The organism is Psychrobacter communis (assembly GCF_014836505.1).
GTDB lineage: Bacteria > Pseudomonadota > Gammaproteobacteria > Pseudomonadales > Moraxellaceae > Psychrobacter > Psychrobacter faecalis.
In genome coordinates, this window is the sequence record NZ_JACSQR010000020.1 from 1 (window position 1) to 19377 (window position 19377).

Here is a 19377-nt window from a genome sequence, read left to right on the forward strand (position 1 = left end):
CATAACCTCAAATATATCATCTTGCTTCGGCTGTCACCCTTCTTTTATTACTCCAGCATACTTTTTGATACACCACCGAATTTTGAGGGTATCAACATGGCAAAAGCTAAAACCGACATGCTATTAGACTTTGTCTATGATGGAGTAAACCGGCGCGGACAAAAAGTAAAAGGCGAAACCACCAGTCGCAGCTTGGAGTTGGCGAAAGCCACTTTGCGCAAACAAGGTATCACTGTCAAAGGTATCAAGAAAAAACCCAAGCCTTTATACACTTTTAAAAAGTCTATTAAACTGATTGATATTGCTATTTTTGCCCGGCAGTTGGCCACTATGATGAAAGCTGGCGTGCCGTTAACCCAATCCTTTGAGATTGTTGCTGACTCTCTTGATAACCCGAGCATGAAAGATTTGGTCTTACAAATAAAAGCCGATATCGAAGCGGGCGGCACTTTTGCTTCGGCACTGCGTAAACATCCGCGCTATTTCGATGATCTGTTTTGTTCTCTTGTAGACTCTGGCGAGCAGTCCGGTTCGTTAGAGACCATGCTAGAGCGCGTTGCAACCTATAAAGAAAAAAGTGAGCTGTTAAAAGCCAAAATTAAAAAGGCAATGAAATATCCTATCGCCGTGATTGTCGTTGCTATTATCGTCACTATTATCCTACTGGTTAAAGTTGTTCCTGTATTTGCCGATTTATTTGGTTCATTTGGTGCCGAACTACCGGCGTTTACTCAGATGGTAGTAGGGATGTCAGAATGGATGCAATCTTGGTGGTTTATTTTAATCGTACTGATTGGTGGCGCCGTCATTGGCTTTTCAGAAGCTAAAAAACGCTCTAAGAAGTTTCGCGATTTCTTAGACCGTGCGGTATTAAAAGCGCCCATATTTGGCAACATCGCTTATCAAGCGGTCATCGCTCGCTTTGCGCGCACATTATCGACCACCTTTGCTGCTGGTGTACCCCTCATTGATGCTTTAGATTCTACCGCTGGCGCTGCAAATAACGTAGTCTTTTATAACGCCATTCAGCAAATAAAAAACGATGTTTCAACCGGTCAGCAATTGCAATTTTCGATACGCTCAACCAACTTATTCCCAAGTATGGCGATTCAAATGGTTGGTATTGGTGAAGAATCAGGTAGCTTAGAAGAGATGCTCGATAAAGTTGCGGTCTATTACGAAAACGAAGTCGATAACGCTGTTGATGGTTTGACCAGCTTAATGGAGCCGTTAATTATGGCGGTGCTCGGTGTATTGGTTGGCGGCTTAGTGATTGCCATGTATTTACCAATCTTCCAAATGGGCTCAGTGGTAGGCTAACAGCCACTGCAAGGAAAACGATTTCATGCAATTTCTTCAGTTATTACAAGAAAATATAACTCTTGCCTTAGTTGTATTTGGTCTACTTGGTCTTTGTGTTGGCAGCTTTTTAAATGTGGTGATTCATCGGACACCGCTCATGATGATAGCGGCGTGGCGGCAAGAATGTAGCCAGTTTATGGCTGAGCAAGCAGACATGCCGTCTGAACATACGCAACCACTGGCAAACATCGTCGCTGCTGACCCTTCTATTACATTAAGCACACCTGCTTCACGCTGTCCGCACTGCGCCCATAAAATAAAGTGGTATGAAAACATCCCTTTAATAAGCTGGCTTATATTACATGGTCGCTGCTCAGACTGTAAAGCTGCTATCGGACTGCGTTATCCTATTGTTGAGCTGGTAACTGCTCTGCTATCTATGCTGGTCATTTATCAGTTTGGCGTCAGCGCCGCTGGATTATCAGCATTAATTTTAGTCTGGACCCTAGTTGCACTAACAGGAATCGACTTTGATACTCAGCTATTGCCAGATCGACTAACCTTTCCATTGGCGGGCTTAGGATTGGCGGTAAATTCGCAAGGTTGGTTTGTCTCACCTACGCAGTCAATCTGGGGACTTTTACTTGGCTTTTTATCTTTGTGGGTCGTGGTAAAAATCTTTTATCTCATTACGAAAAAACACGGCATGGGACAAGGCGATTTTAAATTACTGGCCGTATTGGGTGCTTGGCTTGGCCCTATGATGTTGCCACTCATTATCTTACTCTCCTCCCTATTAGGTTCTATCGTCGGGATTATTCTGATGAAAAAACAAGGGGAAAGTCGCCCTTTTGCCTTTGGTCCTTATATCGCGATTGCCGGTATCATTGCATTATTATACGGCCCAGATATCGTCAATTGGTATCTAGGAATGTACGCTTAAACCCCTATACTGATGCAAGTAGACGCGCAATTTCTCAAAAATGCGCTTTAACCTGCTAGAATAGGCTATTGGTATATTGTAGCCTCCCTCTTCTATCGGTTAAATAAGTCATTACTATGTCAAATTATGCCTCATCTTCATCTTATTCCTATCAGCCACAGTCGCCCCAAACCAAAAGCAAGACGTTAGTTGTCGGCTTGACCGGCGGTATCGGCAGCGGCAAGTCGGCGGCAAGCGATTGGTTCGCGCAGCAAGGGATTGATATTATTGATGCAGATGTGATTGCTCATCAAGTGGTCGCTAAAGGCAGCGACACTTTACGCAAAATCAAAAGAAAATTTGGTGATTGGGTATTAAATGCTGACGGTGAAATGGATCGCGCTGCCGTGCGTACTCATGTCTTCACCCATCCTGAAGCCTTAATTGAGCTTGAAGCCATCACCCATCCAGCGATACGCGAAGCGGCAAAATTGCAACTAGCAGCCAGTACGTCACCATATGTTGTGCTCTCAGCACCTTTGCTCATTGAAGGTGCAGAAGCAGGGCTTGCCAACTTATGCCAGCGTATTTTGGTAATGGATGCCACCGAAGAAACTCAGCTTGCGCGTGCCAGCCAGCGCGATGAGCAAAGCGTACAAAAGATTAAAGCCATCATGATTAATCAGCTCAGCCGCGAAGAGCGTAATCGTCATGCAGATGATGTGGTGCTTAACGAAAGCGATCTTGCGGCGTTATATTTACAGCTTGAGCCATTACATCAAAACTATCTTACGCTTGCCCAGCAGCTAAAGTTCGCTGCCGATTAATCTCATAGAGCACCATACCGGTCGCCACACTCACATTTAAGCTTTGCAAGTTACCATGCTCGTTGCCTGACATCGGAATATAAACCAACTCATCGCAGCTCTCCATTGTCAGGCGGCGCATACCTTCGCCCTCTGATCCCATAATAATCGCGGTTTTGCCCGTCATATCAGCGGCATGTATTGGCTTTGCCCCTGCATTTAATGCGGTGCCAAACACAAAGACGCCAGCATTTTTAATCTTGCTTAACGTACGAGCCAAATTGGTCACACTGACGATAGGCATCATCTCGGCAGCCCCTACCGATACTTTCGCAACGGTTGGCGTCAGGCTTGCCGCATGGTGTTTGGGACAAATAACGGCATCAACGCCCATGGCCACTGCGGTACGTAAACACGCACCAAAGTTATGCGCGTCGGTAATTTGGTCAAGCACCAATAATAGGCACTGCTCACGCTTAGCAATGGTATCCAATAAACCTTCGTCAGCGAACCCTAACGGACGCGCATTAAGCACCACACCTTGATGTTGCGGGCTGCCGCACAGCTGAGTAAGCTTATCTTTTTGTGTCGGTTGAATACTAATACCATTATCACGTGCTTGCGCCATAATCGCTTGTACGTGGCTGTCGCTCTCACGTCCTTGTTGGACAAATAAACTGAGTCCATCAAGCGGGCGGTATTCGAGTAAGGCTTCAATCGCGTGAATGCCATAAAAATAGCTGGGTTTTGCCATAGGGAATCTACAATATAAAAGTGGTATCGCGTACGGCGATAAAAAATAGGAAGTATAGTCAGTTCTAAATAAAATCAGTACAAATATGATAACGCGCTACTGGTATTCATTTTCCTCGCTTGCTATGCCTACGCAGACAGAGGCTGCGCAAAATGAATGCCAGTAGCTCTATGTTCATTTTGTAGCGGACTGCCTATATAACGATAATTGTAGCAATTAACGCGTGGCGAAACGAAAAATTATTAAAATAATTGCCAAAAAAAAGAAATAAACCTTCGCATAAGGTTTATTTCTTTTAACTTGTTTATTTAAAGGTGGGGCAAGTTGTCTTTTGACACCTTTAATCGTATGATTTTTTAGCCAGCTTAACCTTCTAAATGACAAATATACTGCACGATTTCTTCTGTACGCAAATTAAAACCACTATTGCCTTCGACTACGAATGACTGTCCTGCGCGGTAGTAGCTAAATTCTTCCTCACCGTTTATTTTGACCTCACACTCACCGCTGATGATTTCGATGCGCTCCGAAGTATTGGTGCTAAAGTGATAGTGCTCAACCAAATTGTCGCAAGGCAAAATAACCCCGAGCGTTTTATGGCGACCGTCCTCAAACATAATGGTATGGCTTGAGCAACGACCATCGTAGGATATCGTGGCTTGAGCATTGACTGTTACATTGGTAAATTGCGCCGCTGTCATAGTGGCTTCCTTATCAAATAATTATTGCCAAACTAAAAGACCAAATTGAAAAACTAAATAGCAAAATAACTCATCGCTTAACTGACAGTTCTATTACAACTTTTTGACGATTCACTCTATATTTAGCTCGATATAACTGTTAACCAAATAAAGACTCGCATAGAGAATACACTATGAAAAGTAATGATGAAACGCTTACTTTGTCTAGCATGAACTCACCTCTCGTCTTTTACTAGAAACATCATAGATAGCAGATGGTATGAAAATCTGGTGGTAAGAGTTTATCATTATGTGAGATTATGCTACCACATTATATCTATAAAGTTTGTTACAGCCACTAGGAAAGTTGTGCTTATTGTTAAATGAATACCTAGCTTTGCTTACCTTTAAAATTTGTATTTCCTACCTTTTGCCACCATAATATTTGCCAATTGTCTTTATCTTCTTAGCACCATTTACCAAAGCTGTTTTTCTTTATTTATCCTATTGTAGACCTAAAAATCAGCCTACTTGCTGATATTTATTGTCTGCCATGAGAGGCATTGATGCTCGTATCATTAACTTTACAGCAGTTTGCATTGATTGCTCAGCACGAGCTGAGCATGGCTGAAGGCTTCAATGTCATCACCGGTGAGACAGGTGCTGGCAAGTCATTATTACTAGATGCGCTGTCTTTGTGCGTAGGCGAGCGCGCTGATAGTGCCATGGTCAGGCACGGCGCGGCGTATGCTGATATCTATGCGCAGTTTGATGTAGAAAATAATGACGTCGTGGCAGAATGGTTTGCAAAAAACGAGCGCTCTTTAGAAGAACCTGAAGTCTTGATTCGCCGTCAGCTTAGTAATACAGGGCGCTCTAAAGCCTGGTTAAATGGCACGCCGGTCAGCTTAGCGGAACTTAAAAGCTTGGGCGCTTTATTGGTAAACATTCATAGTCAACATGCCCAGCAAGCCTTACTAAAGCCACAATTTGTGGTGCAATGGCTTGACGAGATGGCACAAATCACGCCACTTGCTGTACAAACGACCAGCAGCTATCAAGCTTATCAGCAGCTCAAACGCCGCGCTGATGATATCGCCAGCCGCGAAGCTCAGCGTCAAGATCGCATTCAATTGTTGCAAAGCCAGCTTGCTGACATTGCGCCGCTACTCGCGGTTGATTATGCAGAAGTTGAAGCGGAGCACGAAGAGCTGTCTAATATCGAAGCGTTGATGACGGAGGCCAGTCACGGTTTACACCTGCTCGATAATGACACCGATGAGCCGGATGTCATGACCTTACTCGGGCAAGCAATTAAGCTTTGCGACAATCAAATGAGCGTCAGTCAAACCTTTGAGCAGGCGTCCGAACAGTTGCATTTGGCGCAGCAGCAAATCACTGAGGTCACAGGCTTGCTATCGGATTATGCGGAACAGCAATTACCCGACCCTGAGCGCTTGCAAACACTCGATAGCTTAATCAGTCTTGGGCACCGCTTGTCGCGTAAGCATGGCCTGCCCGCAAGCGATTTGATTGATGAAGCAAAGCAGTGGCAAGCGCAATTAGAACAGTTAGAAAACGAGCCAAGTAGCGATGCGATGGCAGTGCAAATCGAGCAAGCGTGGCAAGAGTATTTGTCACTTGCCACTGAGCTTAATAAACAGCGCTCAAAAGCGGCGCCAAAAGTCAGTAAACAGCTGATTGCGCAATTACGACCGCTTGCCCTGCCAAATGCGCGCTGCGAGTTTGTCTTTACCAAAAAGACCGACCCTAACCAGTATAATGGTCAAGGCTGCTATGATATCGATTTGTTGTTTAGCGCCAACGTCGGTATGCCCATGCAGCCACTACATAAAATTGCCTCAGGTGGTGAGCTGTCGCGGATGGCATTGGTCATGCAAGTTCTGCAAGCGACCAATGCTAATAATAATGCTGCCAAGCCAATGCTCGTCTTTGATGAAGTGGATGTTGGTATCAGTGGCGGTACGGCGCAAGTGGTTGGTGAGCTGTTACGCGCGCTTGGGCAGACGCAGCAGTTATTGGCCATTACCCACCAAGCGCAAGTTGCGGCGCAAGCGCATCAGCATATCTTGGTACAAAAACATCATGATGAGCAAACCGAAAGCGAGCTATTAATCTTAACCGATAGCGCGCAAGTCGATGAGCTGGCCCGTATGTCTGGCGGGGTGACCATCACGGATGTCACCCGTGACCATGCGCGTAGCTTATTAAGCGATGTTAAATAATGATTATTGATTGATGGCTATGAAATGGTTGGCAGCTAAATGATTAATAGCAAATTACTCACAAATAATCGCTAAACATTTGCTTTAGTTGATTTTTTACACCTAAACGCCATATAGTGGTCTATCCTCTTGATAATTTCACCTTTAATATTAGGTTGCGTTTGTTTCTATGTCTAAAGCCAATTTGACCCATCATTTCTTAATCGCGGCGCCCGAGCTGTCAGACCCACGGTTTGAGCAGGCGCTGATTTATATCTGTCGCCATGATAAACATGGGGCGCTCGGTCTGATGGTCAATCGTCCGATAGAGCAAGCGCGCGTCGGCAAACTGCTAGAAGACTTAGGTATCGAAGTGACCGATCCGCAAGTAATGGAAGATATGGCGCTAGAAGGGGGTCCTATGTATCCAGAAGTCGGTTTTGTCTTGCACACCGGTCAACCAGAATGGGCGTCGTCTTTTGCCATCTCAGAAAACGTCTGTATTACTACCAGCCAAGATATCCTAAAACGCATCGCTGCTGGTCAAGGTGTTGGGCATTATCAGCTGTGCTTAGGTCATGCCAGCTGGGGAAAAAAGCAGCTCGACCAAGAGCTTGCGAGTGGCGACTGGCTCGTCTGCCCGGCTGATTTAAACTTATTGTTTGATACGCCATTTGCAGAACGCTGGCAAATCGCTGCCGATAAGATTGGCGTTAATTTTGACTATCTAAGCAGCGATATTGGTCATGCCTAGCGTTATATATTAAGTGCTATATACTGAGCAGCATTTGCTTCATGAAGACAGAAACAGGAAATACCTCAAATTATGGTCAATAGTATTCTTGCAGATAGCGCGGGCGCTATAACTACTCATAGCACAGACGTTATAAATGCTGATAGCGCTACAGAGCCAACGATTAAGCCGCACCTTATTTTGGCGCTCGATTATGGCGTCAAAAAGATGGGGATGGCGCTAGGCAATTCTATTACCGAGACGGCGCGTGCCTTTGATATTTTGGCGATGAATAATGGTCAGCCGGATTGGGACAACCTGCTTGGTATTATCAAGGTGTGGGGCGTGGCAAAAGTGGTGGTCGGATTACCATTAAACATGGATGGGAGCAGCTCAATGCTGTCCAAGCGGGCGCATAAATTTGCTCGTCGGTTGGCGCACAGAATTATGGAGCAGCGTTTACCCGTCACTGTCTCTCTCTGTGATGAACGCCTGACCTCAGTAGCAGCACGCGAAATTGCGTGGGAAAACGGCTGGATTCAAAACGAGCGCGATCCGATTGATGATATCTCCGCTTGTATCCTAATGTCGACGTATTTTGCTGATCCGAGTAGCAGTATCGCTATCGACGCCATTAAAGCGGATTAATAGTAGGGTAAAGCCATGACTAACCTCCCCCTCTTTTTTTATATCGTCTAAACGAATAAATGACTGATTAATATGACCACTGTCTCAGACCAATCTTTGCAAAACAAGTCGCAACGTGGCTTTGCACCGCTCGCGATTGCACGTATCAAAGGCGCTCAGCGAGCAAACCAGATAGCGGTTTATCTTATTTATGCTGCTATCCTCGCCTTTATGGTCTTTGGCACCATTGCTAGTATCAAAGCCTTTCATAACAATCAGCTGCTTTATCAATTGTTCTATAACCTGCCCTACGCTTTGGTGGCGCTCACGATTCCTATTACTATTTATGATGCGCTGGTGATTTATCGTTATCGCTTAAATCAGCCGTCAATGATTGCCATGAGTATTGGTGTATCGACGGTTATATTACTTGGCGGGCTATTATTTGCTGATACTGCTTGGTTAGGTTTGGCATGTTGGCTTGGGGTGGCGTTTTTATTTAAGGTGAGCTTTAAGCGCTTTTTTAATTTTTTAGACGCTGAAGAAACGTCTGAAAATGTTAAAGAAACATAAAACTTCCTGATAAAAATGCCATCACTAATAAAGAACTGAAAACATTCACCATATTTTATTGATTTAAAAAACGACTATGACAACTTCAACATCTGATAGTACCATTCAACATCATTTAGATACCCAAGGGCTGATTTGCCCTGAGCCGGTGATGATGCTACATCGAACCATACGTAATGCCGATGCTGGCGAGGTGATTGAGATACTCGCTACAGATCCTGCGACCACTCGCGATATTCCTAATTTTTGCCGTCACTTGGGGCACGAGCTTGTAAAGCAAGAAACGCTTGCTGAAAATGTACCTTTAAATGTTGATCCGGATGAAATCACAATTGCGGACGATGATGATGCGCCTATTAACGCCACCCTGTATCGGTATTTGGTCAAGAAAAAGAATGCTTAAAGCACTCATAGCATCAGCGCACTAATAGCATCCAGATATCTTTGCTTTGTACGAAATATATCATTCACAAATTAAAGGTAGATAGCATGTTAGCACCCCAAAAGCAGTATGTGCAGTGGCTCGAAAACAAAGACGGCAGCGAGACGTTACATCACGCACTTTGGGTGTCGGAAAGCAATCATGCGCCACCTGCGCGTATTGTATTGGTCGATGATAAAACGACCGCCGATGAGGCTTATCGCTTGGCTTGCGAAGGCACTTCACTACTGTGGCACGGTGACTTTCATAATGCACGGCAATTGCTACAAGCGCTCAATCGACGCATCGAGCGTACCAATGAGCGCTCTGAGCTACGTAAAATGAAAAAAGCAGCAAATCAATCTGCGAAATCCAATAAAAATGTAGATAAATCTTCAGAGTTATCCAAAGACATTCCTAACTTATTTCATCAGCAGCGCCAATTGCAAGCCCAGCGTGCGCGCATATTAAGCCGTCTGCTACTCGAGCTTGATGCCAATTATGTCAGCCAATTACGCCGCGCCCCTGATATGAGTGCAGCTTGCATAGCTGCTTTTGGTCAGTTGGATAATGAACTAAATGAGTCGTATGTGCTGTCGTTTCGTGACTTACAAGGAGCGCTTGGTGCAGCGCAGTGGCGCGAAAAAGGCGTTCCGATTGATGGTTTAGATTTATCAATATTCCCGCATTATGGTGTCTTTGCCCCAACCCGCCATGAATATGTACAGCTATTACTCGATGCGCCACTGCCAGATACTTGTGATGTTGCTTATGATATCGGTACGGGCACTGGCTTGCTAGCAATTATCTTGGCGCAGCGCGGTGTTCCACAAATAATAGCCACGGATTTGAATCCGCGAGCTTTAACCTGCGCCAGCGAAAATTTTACGCGATTAGAATTAGCTAATGTACAGTTGCAACAAGCCGACCTTTATCCAACTGATGCACCACTCGCCAATCTGATTGTCTGTAATCCGCCTTGGTTGCCTGCTAAGCCCAGCTCGCCGTTAGAGTATGCCGTTTATGATGCTAATAGCAAAATGCTGCGTGGTTTTTTGCAGGGGGCGAAAGCTCATTTAGCTGAGCATGGAGAAGTCTGGTTGATTCTGTCGGATTTGGCTGAGCACCTGCAACTGCGCACTCGTGAGGAATTATTAAGCTGGTTTTTTGATAGTGGTCTGAAAGTAAAATACCGCCTTGATACCAAACCTAAGCATGGTCGCAGTCAGGATGAGTCTGATCCGCTATATGCGGCGAGGAGTAGCGAGGTTACTTCTTTATGGTGCTTAGAACCTACCCAATCTTTAATAACTGATAATTAATCATTGAGTAACAAATTATGAGCCGCGACCGCGCCGTCCAACAGCGCCAACCTAAAACGCTGGCCGTCGATGACGAGCCAACTTATATCACCGAGTTTCGGCAAGCAATGCTTGCCCGCGGGCTTGCAACGCGGACGCGTAATGCTTATGTGCGCGACTTGCGCTCTTGTGAGCTGACCAACCCTATTGCACTGACGAAATGGCAGCCTGAAGACGTGCTGCACTGTTTATCAACCCTTACCATCGAGGGCAAAACGCCGCGCACGCAAGCCCGTATGCTGTCAAGCTTGCGCCAGTTTTATCTTTGGATGATTGCCAGTAATCTGCGCGAAGACAATCCGTGTGAGCGTATCAAAAGCCCCAAATTAGGTCGTCCACTGCCAAAGGATTTGAGTGAGGCAGATGTCGATAATCTCCTCGCCGCGCCTGATACTAGCACCGCACTCGGACTGCGTGATAAAGCTATGTTAGAGGTGCTCTACGCTTGTGGTCTGCGCGTTAGCGAGCTGATTAATCTGTCATTAGAACAAGTCAATCTAAACGCTGGTTGGCTACAAATTACCGGTAAAGGCAATAAAACCCGACTGGTGCCACTCGGCGAATACGCAGCAGAGGCGCTAGAAGATTATCTAACGCACGCTCGTGGTGATTTGATTGCGCATTTAAAATCGGGTAATTGCCAAGCAGTATTTTTGACCGCGCAAGGCGGCTATATGACACGGCAGAACTTTTGGTATCTATTAAAAAAATACGCCAAAGTTGCCAGCATTGATAAAGAATTATCACCACATACCTTACGTCACGCCTTTGCCACTCATTTGCTCAATCACGGCGCAGACTTGCGTAGCGTGCAGTTATTACTGGGGCACAGTGATTTATCAACCACGCAGATTTATACCCATGTGGCGACGGCGAGATTACAAAAGCTGCATGCCGAGCATCATCCGCGCGGTTAAAACTGAAATTAAAGATTTATTGATGATTGTAAAAGGAATATAACGTGTTGCAAGCTCAGCCATCTACTCTGCCTACCCTAACAAAAGGGCAAAATTCTGCCCTCAAAAACCTGACCATCATGGGTTACTTGGAAGGCACGTCTTTTTTATTATTGCTTGGTATCGCCATGCCTCTAAAATATATGATGGGCATTCCTGAAGCCGTAAAATATGTCGGTATGGCGCATGGGGTACTGTTTATCGCCTATATCTTGGTACTGCTGATTGCAACGAGCAAAATAAAAATGCCGCTATGGGCAATGCCTGCAGGTGTGCTTGGCTCGTTCTTACCGTTTGGTCCGTTTATATTTGATCATTTATTAAAGAAGCGGTTGGGGAAGTAGAATGCGCCTTGCGTATCCATGTTAGATATTGTCTTGATTAAGGTGCGCTAGGCGCACCCTACTTCTTTTCTTCAACCCTTGCTACAATTCTATCAATCCCTAGCTGCAAACCTGCCCTTTTCTCGTTACAATACCTGCCATAGTTTATTAACCTTTTACCTATCTACTATCCGAGAATCCCATGAGCCACTCTACAAACCACCGTCCCCCTGCTGACCTATTAAAAAGCGCCGAACACTGGCGTGAAGACATTCATTTTCGCCAAGATGTGCTGGGCAAGCCGTTTGATTTTGCGACCACGTGGGGTATTTTTTCACCGCAAAAGCTCGATGATGGTAGCTTGATGCTGCTTGATTACGTGGATTTTCAAGCGGACGATGATTCGATCGATTTGGGCTGTGGTTATGGCGTGCTTGGGATGACGGCGGCGCGTGAATGCCCGAATGGTCAGCATACCTTAATTGATAAGGATTTTATGGCGGTAGAATATGCGCGCTTGAATTGCGAGAAAAACGGTCTAAAGAATGTCGATGTACATTTATCAAATGGCTTTAACCATGTGGCAAAAGACAAAGACTTTAGCCTTGTGATGTCGAACTTGCCCGCTAAAGTCGGCAAAGAGCAGCATTATCTGTATTTCCTTGATGCTTATGCGCGCATGCGTCAAGGTGGGCGTTTTTATGTAGTGACAATCAATGGTTTACGTCAGTTTATGAAGCGCTCGTTTACCGAAGTCTTTGGCAATAGCGAAAAGGTTAAACAAGGTAAAACCTATACCATTACCATGGCGACCAAAGACTAAGCTTAAGCAACTTAAAAGCTGCACAAAAAAACCCGCTAACACATCATCGTGTTAGCGGGTTTTTTTACCTAAATTTTTAGAACTATATTTTTACAATTATATTTTTAAAACTACATTTGCCGCTTCAACAAATACCCGCCCAATATCGCACTGGCGATAATCGGTAATAGCACCATTAATAACGGCGAAAAACCAGTCGCCAATGAGACAAAGCCAACCAAGTCTTGCACATAACTAAACAGCAAGCCAAATAGCAATGCCACGACGATGCGTAAGCCCAAGCTATGCGTACGTAGTGAGCCAAAGACGAATGAACAGGCAACAATCACTAGCGATAAAATCGATAATGGTGACAGCAGCTTTTGCCAAAAGGCCAACTCATGACTTAACGAGCGCGTGCCTTGCTGGCGCATAAATTGGCGATGCTCATATAATTGAGTCAATGACAAATCTTCGGCCTTACGAGTGAGTAAATACACCGACTCAGGCGCGAAGGGCAAACTCAAGGTATCTGACGGTGCGATAGCTTGGCTACTCTCAAAGCCCTGACCAATCATCAGCTTGGTCATATTATTCAGCTGCCACTCGTAACGATATTGCTCGCTCGGTTTGCTGCTATTAGTATCTATTGCTTCGCGGCCGATATATTTGCCGCCCTCGGCATGAATAGCAGTTTGCAGATTGCCATTATTGTCTAAATGCCAACGTTTAACTTCGCCGATATTGCCTTTCACATCGGCATAATCGATATACAAAATATCGCTGCCATCTGGCTTGGCACTGCCGTCTTTTGTACTCTCAAAGCGTGGCTGTACTGTCCAATAACCGCGTACCGAGGTGACAAGCGAGCTATTGTCTTGATCGTTAATTTCTTGCGCTAATTGATTAGAATGCGGTAGGACAAACTGATTAATCACCAATGCCAATAGCACAAAAATCAAGGCCGGCTGCAACACCCAACCGACGATACGATAAACACTGACGCCAGCGGCGCGCATGACGACCAGCTCACTTTTATTGGCAAGTAAACCCAAACCAACCACCGCACCAAGTAACGCACCCGTTGGGATAAATTGCTCTAAGAAGTACGGCGAGCGATAAAAAATATATTTAATCGCCTCGCCCATCGTATAGTTATCATCTAACGAATCCAGCTCAGACAAATAAGAAAATACCAGCTGCAATGCCCACAAGCCTATAACCGCGCCGATGATGGCGAGCAAAGCATTGAGCTTGACGTAGCGGTTCAGCACCTTTAGATTGGTCGGTTTTGGCGCAAGCTTTAGCTTAGGGCTTGGCGAATTTGGCTTTGATGAATTAGACGATGATGATTTAGAGAATAAAGCGCTCATTAGGATTGTCCTCCTTGTGAGCCATTACTTTTATGGTCAATATTGCCTTGATGCTCGCTAACGGTTAACAGCTCATCTGGTTTGCGAAAGCGCAAACGATGCTGGACGCGGCTGCCCCAATTCATATAAAGCGCTAATGCCATAAACCCTAAAACCAGCCATGCATACGCCCAAACGCTAACACTGCCTTTGCTTACCGCGTTTTTGAGTGAAATAATGCCAAGCGCACAGCTGACAAACAATAAAATCGATGGGAATAGACGCAACCAGCGACCTTGGCGCGGACGTACTTGCGCCAGTGGCACGGCGAGCATCGGTGCGATAATCATGAGCCAAGGCAAAGCCAGACGATAGCCAAGCTCCCCTTGCGCCGCTCGAAGTGCGTTTTCACTATTTACTGCTGTACTGCCCGTTGCGGCTTGCCATAATGGACCTATCGCTTGGGTTTCAATATTGGCTTCGGTGATGACTTCTTTGGAAGATTCGGTCAAGGTGATACGGTAGCGATCAAAGCCCACTTGGTTGTATTTTAGACTGCCTGCGCCGACTTCATAACGGCGACCTTGGAACAAATCTAGTTGAGTAACGCCGCTACTGCTGGTATCTACTTGCTGAGCGCGTTTGGCAAGGGTAATGGTATCTTTACTGATAGCATTGTTGCTTATAAGCGCGTTTGGCAGCTCTGGGATATTTAATTGCTCAGCGGTTTCTGGGTCGATATTATTATTTACATCAGCGGCCGCGTTTTTCGCCGTACTGCCTTTGGCTTTAGGCTCAGATTGAATCAATATCACATCTTGCAATTGTTTTTTATCATCGCTCAAGCTGCCGACATATAAATGATAATTGCCACTACTGATAAACTGATTGGGACGTATCAAATCAAAAGCACTGGTCAACGCTTGCTGTTGCCACACGCTCTCCGATGAGCGTACGCCCCACGGTTTTCCAACAATAGATAAGGCCGCCTCTCCAACAAATAATGCCAATATCAGCGGCGTCATCAAACGTCCAAGCTTACCACGCGACACGCCGCTGGCATTAATCACCGCCATCTCTTGGTCGACGTATAAGCGCCCGAATACTAGCATGAGTGCGATAAAAAACGCCAATGGCAGGATAAGCTCTAAAAAGTAGGGCAAATTATAACCAATGATGGTAAATAATAAACTGATGTCTAAATTGCCTTCTGCGGCAATGCCGAAATAACGGATTAAGCGGCCGCCGAGCATCATCACCACTAAAAACCCCAACACCAAAGCGGTCGTTGAGGCAACTTGTTGAGTCATATAGCGGCGTAATATCACAATAGGCACTCTTTAGAAAAAGGTTGGTATGCGCACAATTTAGCGCAGTTTGACTGGCGCTATGTTATAAACAGTAGCGATAAAGATAACCGCTAATCCTAGCATATTTTGCTCAAAAATGGCTGTGAAATGTGTTGGAAAACATTGCATGCATCTTGCTATAAGCCTTGATTATTTGGTTCATAATAGCTAAAACTAACAAAGCCTACAGCGTATATTATTTATAAGAATACCTTAATCTATGGATGAATCTGTTAACTATTTACGCCGTATGTTTGCTTTATACTATTTAGCAAAGTTTGTTTGTCCTTGGTATCCTTTGCCGCGCTTTTTTAGGTTTTGTTGCTAAACTACTGTTTCTGCCAAATTTAAATGGTACAAATACTTTAAACAGCACAAATAAATAGGTAGTCGATTCAAAAAAATATAGAATTGCTATATGGATAGCGACGCCGCGCTCGCTGCGCACTCGCCTCGCAATATGCTACACTATTGTGCTAGCTGCATAAGTAACGGCATTTAAAAAGTATTATTTTAAAAAGCACAAATACATTAATAAAATACGTCATTTCATAACTCTAATAAGGATAACTATATGAATATTAAATTAACGCAAACCCTGCCAAAAACCCATACACAAAAAATACTTAAAAAAGAAGCCAAAAGTAAAGACGCTGCCTGTCTTGTGGTGCTCATCGATGATAAGAAAAACATCTTAGCTGAAGCGCAATTGAGCGATTATCAAAGCCGTATTGCGCAATTGATGGAAGTATCACATTTTAATGGTAAAGCCTGCGAAACCGTCGCTGATTATGCGCTCGCTGGCGACAAGAAAACCACGAAAGAAAACCCAGTACAGCTATTACTCGTTGGTGTGGGTAATCTTGATAAGCTTGGTCACAGCGTATTGCAAAAAATCGCCAATACCATCTATCAAAGCACGCAAAAACGTGTTGACTCTATCACCGTTGCTTTAGGTGATGCTTTAGAAGAAAATCATTTCAGCCAGTTTGCCCTTAATTTATTGGCAGCAAGCTACCGTTTTGATAAATACAAATCTGAACAAAGCACGCCTGTTTTAACCGACATCTATTTATTGGCTGACGAGTCATTAGAAGCTGCGTTAACATTTGCCGAAGCGGTATTCGCTGGTCAAAGCTTGACCCGTGATGTCGCCAATGAGCCGGGCAATATCTGTTTCCCTGCTTACATGGCCGAACAAGCCGAAGCGCTTGCTAAAGCTTATCCTGACTTATTAAAAGTCACCGTCTTGGGTGAAGATGAGATGTCAGCGCTGGGTATGAACTGCTTCTTAGCGGTTGCCCAAGGTTCAGCCAAAGAAGGCAAATTGGTATTGTTAGAGTACCGCGGTAAATCTAACTTTAGCGCTAAAGTCGGCGCTAGCAAAATCGCCAATAGTGGTGCAAAAGTAACAGGCGGTCTAAAAGCCTTGGCGGATAAATTACCGACCAAAGCTGCTAGTAAAAAATCTGACAAAAACAGCGATGTAAAAACTGTCAATGATGATGCGCCTATCGTCTTAGTCGGTAAGGGCGTGACCTTTGATTCAGGCGGTATCTCAATCAAACCTGGTGCGGCGATGGATGAGATGAAATTTGATATGGGCGGTTCAGCGTCAGTACTCGGTACGATTAAAGCTTTATGTGAAGCGCGTCTCCCGATCAACGTCGTTGGTGCGCTTGCTTGTGCAGAAAACATGCCATCAGGTGATGCCACGCGCCCAGGCGATATCGTCAAAGCCATGAATGGCAAATCGGTTGAAATCTTAAATACCGATGCCGAAGGTCGTTTGGTGTTAGCCGATACATTATGCTACGTACAGCGCTATAATCCAAAAGCCATTATCGATGTGGCAACGTTGACCGGCGCTTGTGTGGTTGCCTTAGGTCACGTGCGCTCAGCGGTATTTAGTAATGACGAAGACGTGTTGTTTGAATTAGAAAACGCCAGTCATTTGTCGGGCGATTTAATCTGGCATATGCCGTTAGATGATGAGTATCAAGCGCAGCTTGACTCGCCTATCGCTGATATGCAAAACATCGGTGGTAAAGGTGGCGGGGCTATCACAGCCGCTTGTTTCTTATCGCGCTTCGTTGAAGAAGGTCAAGCATGGGCGCATTTGGATATCGCTGGTACGGCATGGAATTCAGGTAAAGACAAAGCAGCAACTGGTCGCCCTGTTCCGCTATTTATGCAATACCTCAAAAACAGCGCAAACAATGCCTAATCCGCTATCAATAATCTATTGGTAAAATACCAATTTATGAAAATGAATTTATGAATATCAGTTTTTATATTTTAAGTGAAAGTAAAGCCCAAGATATCTTGGGCTTTATTTGTCAATTGACCCAAACCGCGCTGAATAAAAGCAGCCAGTCGCTGTTGATTCTCATTGATAAAGATGATGAATTGCTATCGACGCTTGATGAGGCGCTATGGTCATATGATGCCGCAAGCTTTATACCGCATCAGCGACTTTTGCATGCTACTATTTCTGAGCCTAAAGATGCTAGTAAATCTGTTCAAGAGAATAACGAGCCATTAGCCCCTGTTTTACTTAGCAGTTATATGCCAGCGGATTTTAAAGGCATTGTCTTAAATACCACTATCCATCCTGTCAATCGTTTTATGGCAGCGACCAATAACGCCCAACCTACTCGGGTGCTTGAGCTGATAAAACCTGACCCTGAGAGTACGCAAGAAGGTCGGCATAAATATAAAGCTTATCAACAATTGGGCTATGAGCTGACCCATTTTAAGGTTTAATCGATAAACCTTATCTATTTTTTTTCTTAAAAAACACTTCTATTTTTTCACATTGCGCACTTTTACTTGACCTTATGTGCCTAGGTAGGCATGGGTTAAAGGTAGGCGTTTATCTTAAAAAAATGCTACCATCCTTCGATTACTTTTCCGTTCTATTATAAATTTTATATTTATTGACAAAGTCGAGGGTGTATAGATGCGTTCATTGATTGCGATGTACCAGCGTATAGGGCTGGTGCCGCTTATTATTATCGGTTTAATATTAGGCGTTTTGATTGGCTGGCTGGCACCAAATATCGGTGTTGCGCTGGGCCTATTAGGGACGCTATTTGTCGGCGCGCTAAAAGCAGTCGCGCCGATATTGGTCTTTATTTTGGTTATGGCAGCGATTAGCCAACATCGCAGTGGCAATGAAGTGTATGTCAAGCCGGTGTTGATTATGTATATGTTTGGCACTTTTTTGGCAGCACTGACCGCCGTTGGCGCAAGCTTTTTATTCCCTACCGAGCTAATATTGGTCAATGCCAACATTGAGCAAGTACCCCCTGCTAACCTGCAAGAAGTACTCACCAACTTGCTGATGAATTTGGTTGCCAACCCTGTGCAGGCTATCGCTGATGCCAATTATATTGGTATTTTAGCGTGGGCAATCATCATTGGTTTTGCCCTACGTCAAGCCAGCGATACCGCGCGAGCCGTGGTCAGTGATTTTTCTGATGCCATCTCGCAAGTGGTCAAATGGGTCATTGCGCTAGCGCCATTTGGTATTTTAGGCTTGGTTGCCAATACCGTCGCTGAGACAGGCTTTGCCGCCCTAGCAGGTTATGCGCGCATCTTGATGGTACTGGTCGGTTGTATGTTGTTTATTGCGCTAGTAGTCAACCCTATTATCGTCTTAGTTAAGACGGGTAAAAACCCTTTCCCACTGGTATTTACTTGTCTGCGTGAATCGGGGATTACCGCGTTTTTTACCCGTTCATCAGCCGCCAATATTCCGGTTAATATGAACCTTGCGCGTAAATTGGGTCTACACGAAGACACTTATTCAGTCACCATTCCGCTAGGTGCAACCATCAATATGGCGGGTGCGGCGATTACCATTAACGTCTTAACGCTAGCAGCAGCGCATACACTTGGTATCGAAGTAAGCTTTGCCTCAGCGCTACTACTAAGTTTGGTCGCAACGATTAGTGCTTGCGGCGCTTCTGGTGTGGCTGGTGGTTCGCTACTTTTAATTCCATTAGCTGCGAGCTTATTTAGTATTCCAAACGACATCGCCATGCAAGTGGTGGCAATTGGCTTTATCATCGGGGTGGTACAAGATTCCGCTGAAACTGCCTTAAACTCATCAACAGACGTCTTATTTACCGCTGCCGCTGATCCAAAATATGCGCGTTAGTTGTTAGTTGTTAGTTGTTAGTTATT

General features: G+C 44.8%; 19 protein-coding genes. 15 read left to right on the forward strand and 4 right to left on the reverse strand.

The genetic code is table 11. From position 1 onward, the window contains the following. Positions 1-96: 96 nt before the first annotated feature. The 3 genes from H9653_RS08025 to coaE all read left to right on the forward strand — a co-directional run bounded on the left by H9653_RS08025 (position 97) and on the right by coaE (position 3051). Positions 97-1320, forward strand: coding sequence for a type II secretion system F family protein (locus tag H9653_RS08025; protein ID WP_191691746.1), 1224 nt, complete (start codon positions 97-99; stop codon positions 1318-1320). Between the two features lie 25 nt (positions 1321-1345). Then, the gene (locus H9653_RS08030) at positions 1346-2245 is read left to right on the forward strand and encodes a prepilin peptidase (RefSeq protein ID WP_191691748.1); all 900 of its coding nucleotides are present in this window, start codon (positions 1346-1348) and stop codon (positions 2243-2245) included. Positions 2246-2361: 116 nt separating this feature from the next. Further along, complete coding sequence (gene coaE, locus H9653_RS08035; RefSeq protein ID WP_191691750.1) at positions 2362-3051, forward strand: dephospho-CoA kinase; 690 nt, start codon at positions 2362-2364, stop codon at positions 3049-3051. Here coaE and rlmB read toward each other — a convergent pair. Together rlmB and ppnP are read right to left on the reverse strand one after the other, a co-directional pair. Beyond that, positions 3014-3784: a 23S rRNA (guanosine(2251)-2'-O)-methyltransferase RlmB gene (rlmB, locus tag H9653_RS08040; RefSeq protein WP_191691752.1), complete on the reverse strand. Its 771-nt coding sequence runs from the start codon at positions 3782-3784 to the stop codon at positions 3014-3016. The genes coaE and rlmB overlap by 38 nt on opposite strands. Before the next feature lie 365 nt (positions 3785-4149). Next, positions 4150-4485, reverse strand: coding sequence for a pyrimidine/purine nucleoside phosphorylase (ppnP, locus tag H9653_RS08045; protein WP_068407914.1), 336 nt, complete (start codon positions 4483-4485; stop codon positions 4150-4152). A 545-nt stretch (positions 4486-5030) separates the two neighbouring features. On the opposite strand from ppnP, the gene recN reads away from it, so the two are divergent. The 9 genes from recN (at position 5031) to H9653_RS08090 (ending at position 12506) form a co-directional block, all read left to right on the forward strand. Further along, positions 5031-6710, forward strand: a complete 1680-nt coding sequence (gene recN / locus H9653_RS08050) for a DNA repair protein RecN (protein ID WP_191691754.1) — start codon at positions 5031-5033, stop codon at positions 6708-6710. A 169-nt stretch (positions 6711-6879) separates the two neighbouring features. After that, positions 6880-7443 carry a YqgE/AlgH family protein gene (locus H9653_RS08055; protein ID WP_144296863.1) on the forward strand — a complete coding sequence of 188 codons (564 nt, stop codon included), beginning with the start codon at positions 6880-6882 and terminating at the stop codon, positions 7441-7443. Positions 7444-7515: 72 nt separating this feature from the next. Continuing rightward, positions 7516-8070, forward strand: coding sequence for a Holliday junction resolvase RuvX (ruvX, locus tag H9653_RS08060; RefSeq protein ID WP_225211668.1), 555 nt, complete (start codon positions 7516-7518; stop codon positions 8068-8070). 72 nt (positions 8071-8142) lie between these two features. Next, positions 8143-8622: a hypothetical protein gene (locus tag H9653_RS08065; protein WP_191691756.1), complete on the forward strand. Its 480-nt coding sequence runs from the start codon at positions 8143-8145 to the stop codon at positions 8620-8622. 76 nt (positions 8623-8698) lie between these two features. After that, the gene (gene tusA, locus H9653_RS08070; RefSeq protein ID WP_191691758.1) at positions 8699-9025 is read left to right on the forward strand and encodes a sulfurtransferase TusA; all 327 of its coding nucleotides are present in this window, start codon (positions 8699-8701) and stop codon (positions 9023-9025) included. Between the two features lie 86 nt (positions 9026-9111). Further along, entirely contained in the window at positions 9112-10365 is a 1254-nt protein-coding gene (locus H9653_RS08075) for a methyltransferase (RefSeq protein WP_191691759.1), read from the forward strand. Between the two features lie 17 nt (positions 10366-10382). Next, the gene (xerD, locus tag H9653_RS08080) at positions 10383-11321 is read left to right on the forward strand and encodes a site-specific tyrosine recombinase XerD (RefSeq protein WP_191691760.1); all 939 of its coding nucleotides are present in this window, start codon (positions 10383-10385) and stop codon (positions 11319-11321) included. Between the two features lie 44 nt (positions 11322-11365). Next, positions 11366-11704 (forward strand): DUF3817 domain-containing protein, encoded by a 339-nt coding sequence (locus H9653_RS08085; protein ID WP_191691761.1) that lies wholly within the window; start codon positions 11366-11368, stop codon positions 11702-11704. A gap of 181 nt (positions 11705-11885) precedes the next feature. Further along, the gene (locus tag H9653_RS08090) at positions 11886-12506 is read left to right on the forward strand and encodes a class I SAM-dependent methyltransferase (RefSeq protein WP_191691762.1); all 621 of its coding nucleotides are present in this window, start codon (positions 11886-11888) and stop codon (positions 12504-12506) included. Between the two features lie 110 nt (positions 12507-12616). Here the strand turns inward: H9653_RS08090 and lptG are convergent, their stop codons facing one another. Next, positions 12617-13858 (reverse strand): LPS export ABC transporter permease LptG, encoded by a 1242-nt coding sequence (lptG, locus tag H9653_RS08095; RefSeq protein WP_191691764.1) that lies wholly within the window; start codon positions 13856-13858, stop codon positions 12617-12619. Further along, positions 13858-15147, reverse strand: a complete 1290-nt coding sequence (locus H9653_RS08100; RefSeq protein ID WP_191691766.1) for an LPS export ABC transporter permease LptF — start codon at positions 15145-15147, stop codon at positions 13858-13860. The genes lptG and H9653_RS08100 overlap by 1 nt, the downstream gene beginning before the upstream one ends. A gap of 613 nt (positions 15148-15760) precedes the next feature. On the opposite strand from H9653_RS08100, the gene H9653_RS08105 reads away from it, so the two are divergent. The 3 genes from H9653_RS08105 (at position 15761) to sstT (ending at position 19351) form a co-directional block, all read left to right on the forward strand. Continuing rightward, positions 15761-17413 carry a leucyl aminopeptidase gene (locus tag H9653_RS08105; RefSeq protein ID WP_191691768.1) on the forward strand — a complete coding sequence of 551 codons (1653 nt, stop codon included), beginning with the start codon at positions 15761-15763 and terminating at the stop codon, positions 17411-17413. A 50-nt stretch (positions 17414-17463) separates the two neighbouring features. Further along, on the forward strand, positions 17464-17952 hold the full coding sequence (locus H9653_RS08110; RefSeq protein WP_191691769.1) for a DNA polymerase III subunit chi: 489 nt from the start codon (positions 17464-17466) through the stop codon (positions 17950-17952). 196 nt (positions 17953-18148) lie between these two features. Beyond that, positions 18149-19351: a serine/threonine transporter SstT gene (gene sstT, locus H9653_RS08115; protein ID WP_068407337.1), complete on the forward strand. Its 1203-nt coding sequence runs from the start codon at positions 18149-18151 to the stop codon at positions 19349-19351. Positions 19352-19377: the final 26 nt, after the last annotated feature.

Excerpts from the sequence above, each read along its gene's own strand:
- coaE (WP_191691750.1), top strand. The coding sequence starts at position 2,362 with ATGTCAAATTATGCCTCATCTTCATCTTATTCCTATCAGCCACAGTCG.
- lptG (WP_191691764.1), bottom strand. The coding sequence starts at position 13,858 with ATGAGCGCTTTATTCTCTAAATCATCATCGTCTAATTCATCAAAGCCA.
- H9653_RS08090 (WP_191691762.1), top strand. The coding sequence starts at position 11,886 with ATGAGCCACTCTACAAACCACCGTCCCCCTGCTGACCTATTAAAAAGC.
- H9653_RS08065 (WP_191691756.1), top strand. The coding sequence starts at position 8,143 with ATGACCACTGTCTCAGACCAATCTTTGCAAAACAAGTCGCAACGTGGC.
- xerD (WP_191691760.1), top strand. The coding sequence starts at position 10,383 with ATGAGCCGCGACCGCGCCGTCCAACAGCGCCAACCTAAAACGCTGGCC.
- H9653_RS08055 (WP_144296863.1), top strand. The coding sequence starts at position 6,880 with ATGTCTAAAGCCAATTTGACCCATCATTTCTTAATCGCGGCGCCCGAG.
- H9653_RS08025 (WP_191691746.1), top strand. The coding sequence starts at position 97 with ATGGCAAAAGCTAAAACCGACATGCTATTAGACTTTGTCTATGATGGA.
- H9653_RS08030 (WP_191691748.1), top strand. The coding sequence starts at position 1,346 with ATGCAATTTCTTCAGTTATTACAAGAAAATATAACTCTTGCCTTAGTT.
- tusA (WP_191691758.1), top strand. The coding sequence starts at position 8,699 with ATGACAACTTCAACATCTGATAGTACCATTCAACATCATTTAGATACC.
- ruvX (WP_225211668.1), top strand. The coding sequence starts at position 7,516 with ATGGTCAATAGTATTCTTGCAGATAGCGCGGGCGCTATAACTACTCAT.
- ppnP (WP_068407914.1), bottom strand. The coding sequence starts at position 4,485 with ATGACAGCGGCGCAATTTACCAATGTAACAGTCAATGCTCAAGCCACG.
- H9653_RS08075 (WP_191691759.1), top strand. The coding sequence starts at position 9,112 with ATGTTAGCACCCCAAAAGCAGTATGTGCAGTGGCTCGAAAACAAAGAC.
- recN (WP_191691754.1), top strand. The coding sequence starts at position 5,031 with ATGCTCGTATCATTAACTTTACAGCAGTTTGCATTGATTGCTCAGCAC.
- H9653_RS08100 (WP_191691766.1), bottom strand. The coding sequence starts at position 15,147 with ATGACTCAACAAGTTGCCTCAACGACCGCTTTGGTGTTGGGGTTTTTA.
- rlmB (WP_191691752.1), bottom strand. The coding sequence starts at position 3,784 with ATGGCAAAACCCAGCTATTTTTATGGCATTCACGCGATTGAAGCCTTA.
- sstT (WP_068407337.1), top strand. The coding sequence starts at position 18,149 with ATGCGTTCATTGATTGCGATGTACCAGCGTATAGGGCTGGTGCCGCTT.
- H9653_RS08110 (WP_191691769.1), top strand. The coding sequence starts at position 17,464 with ATGAATATCAGTTTTTATATTTTAAGTGAAAGTAAAGCCCAAGATATC.
- H9653_RS08105 (WP_191691768.1), top strand. The coding sequence starts at position 15,761 with ATGAATATTAAATTAACGCAAACCCTGCCAAAAACCCATACACAAAAA.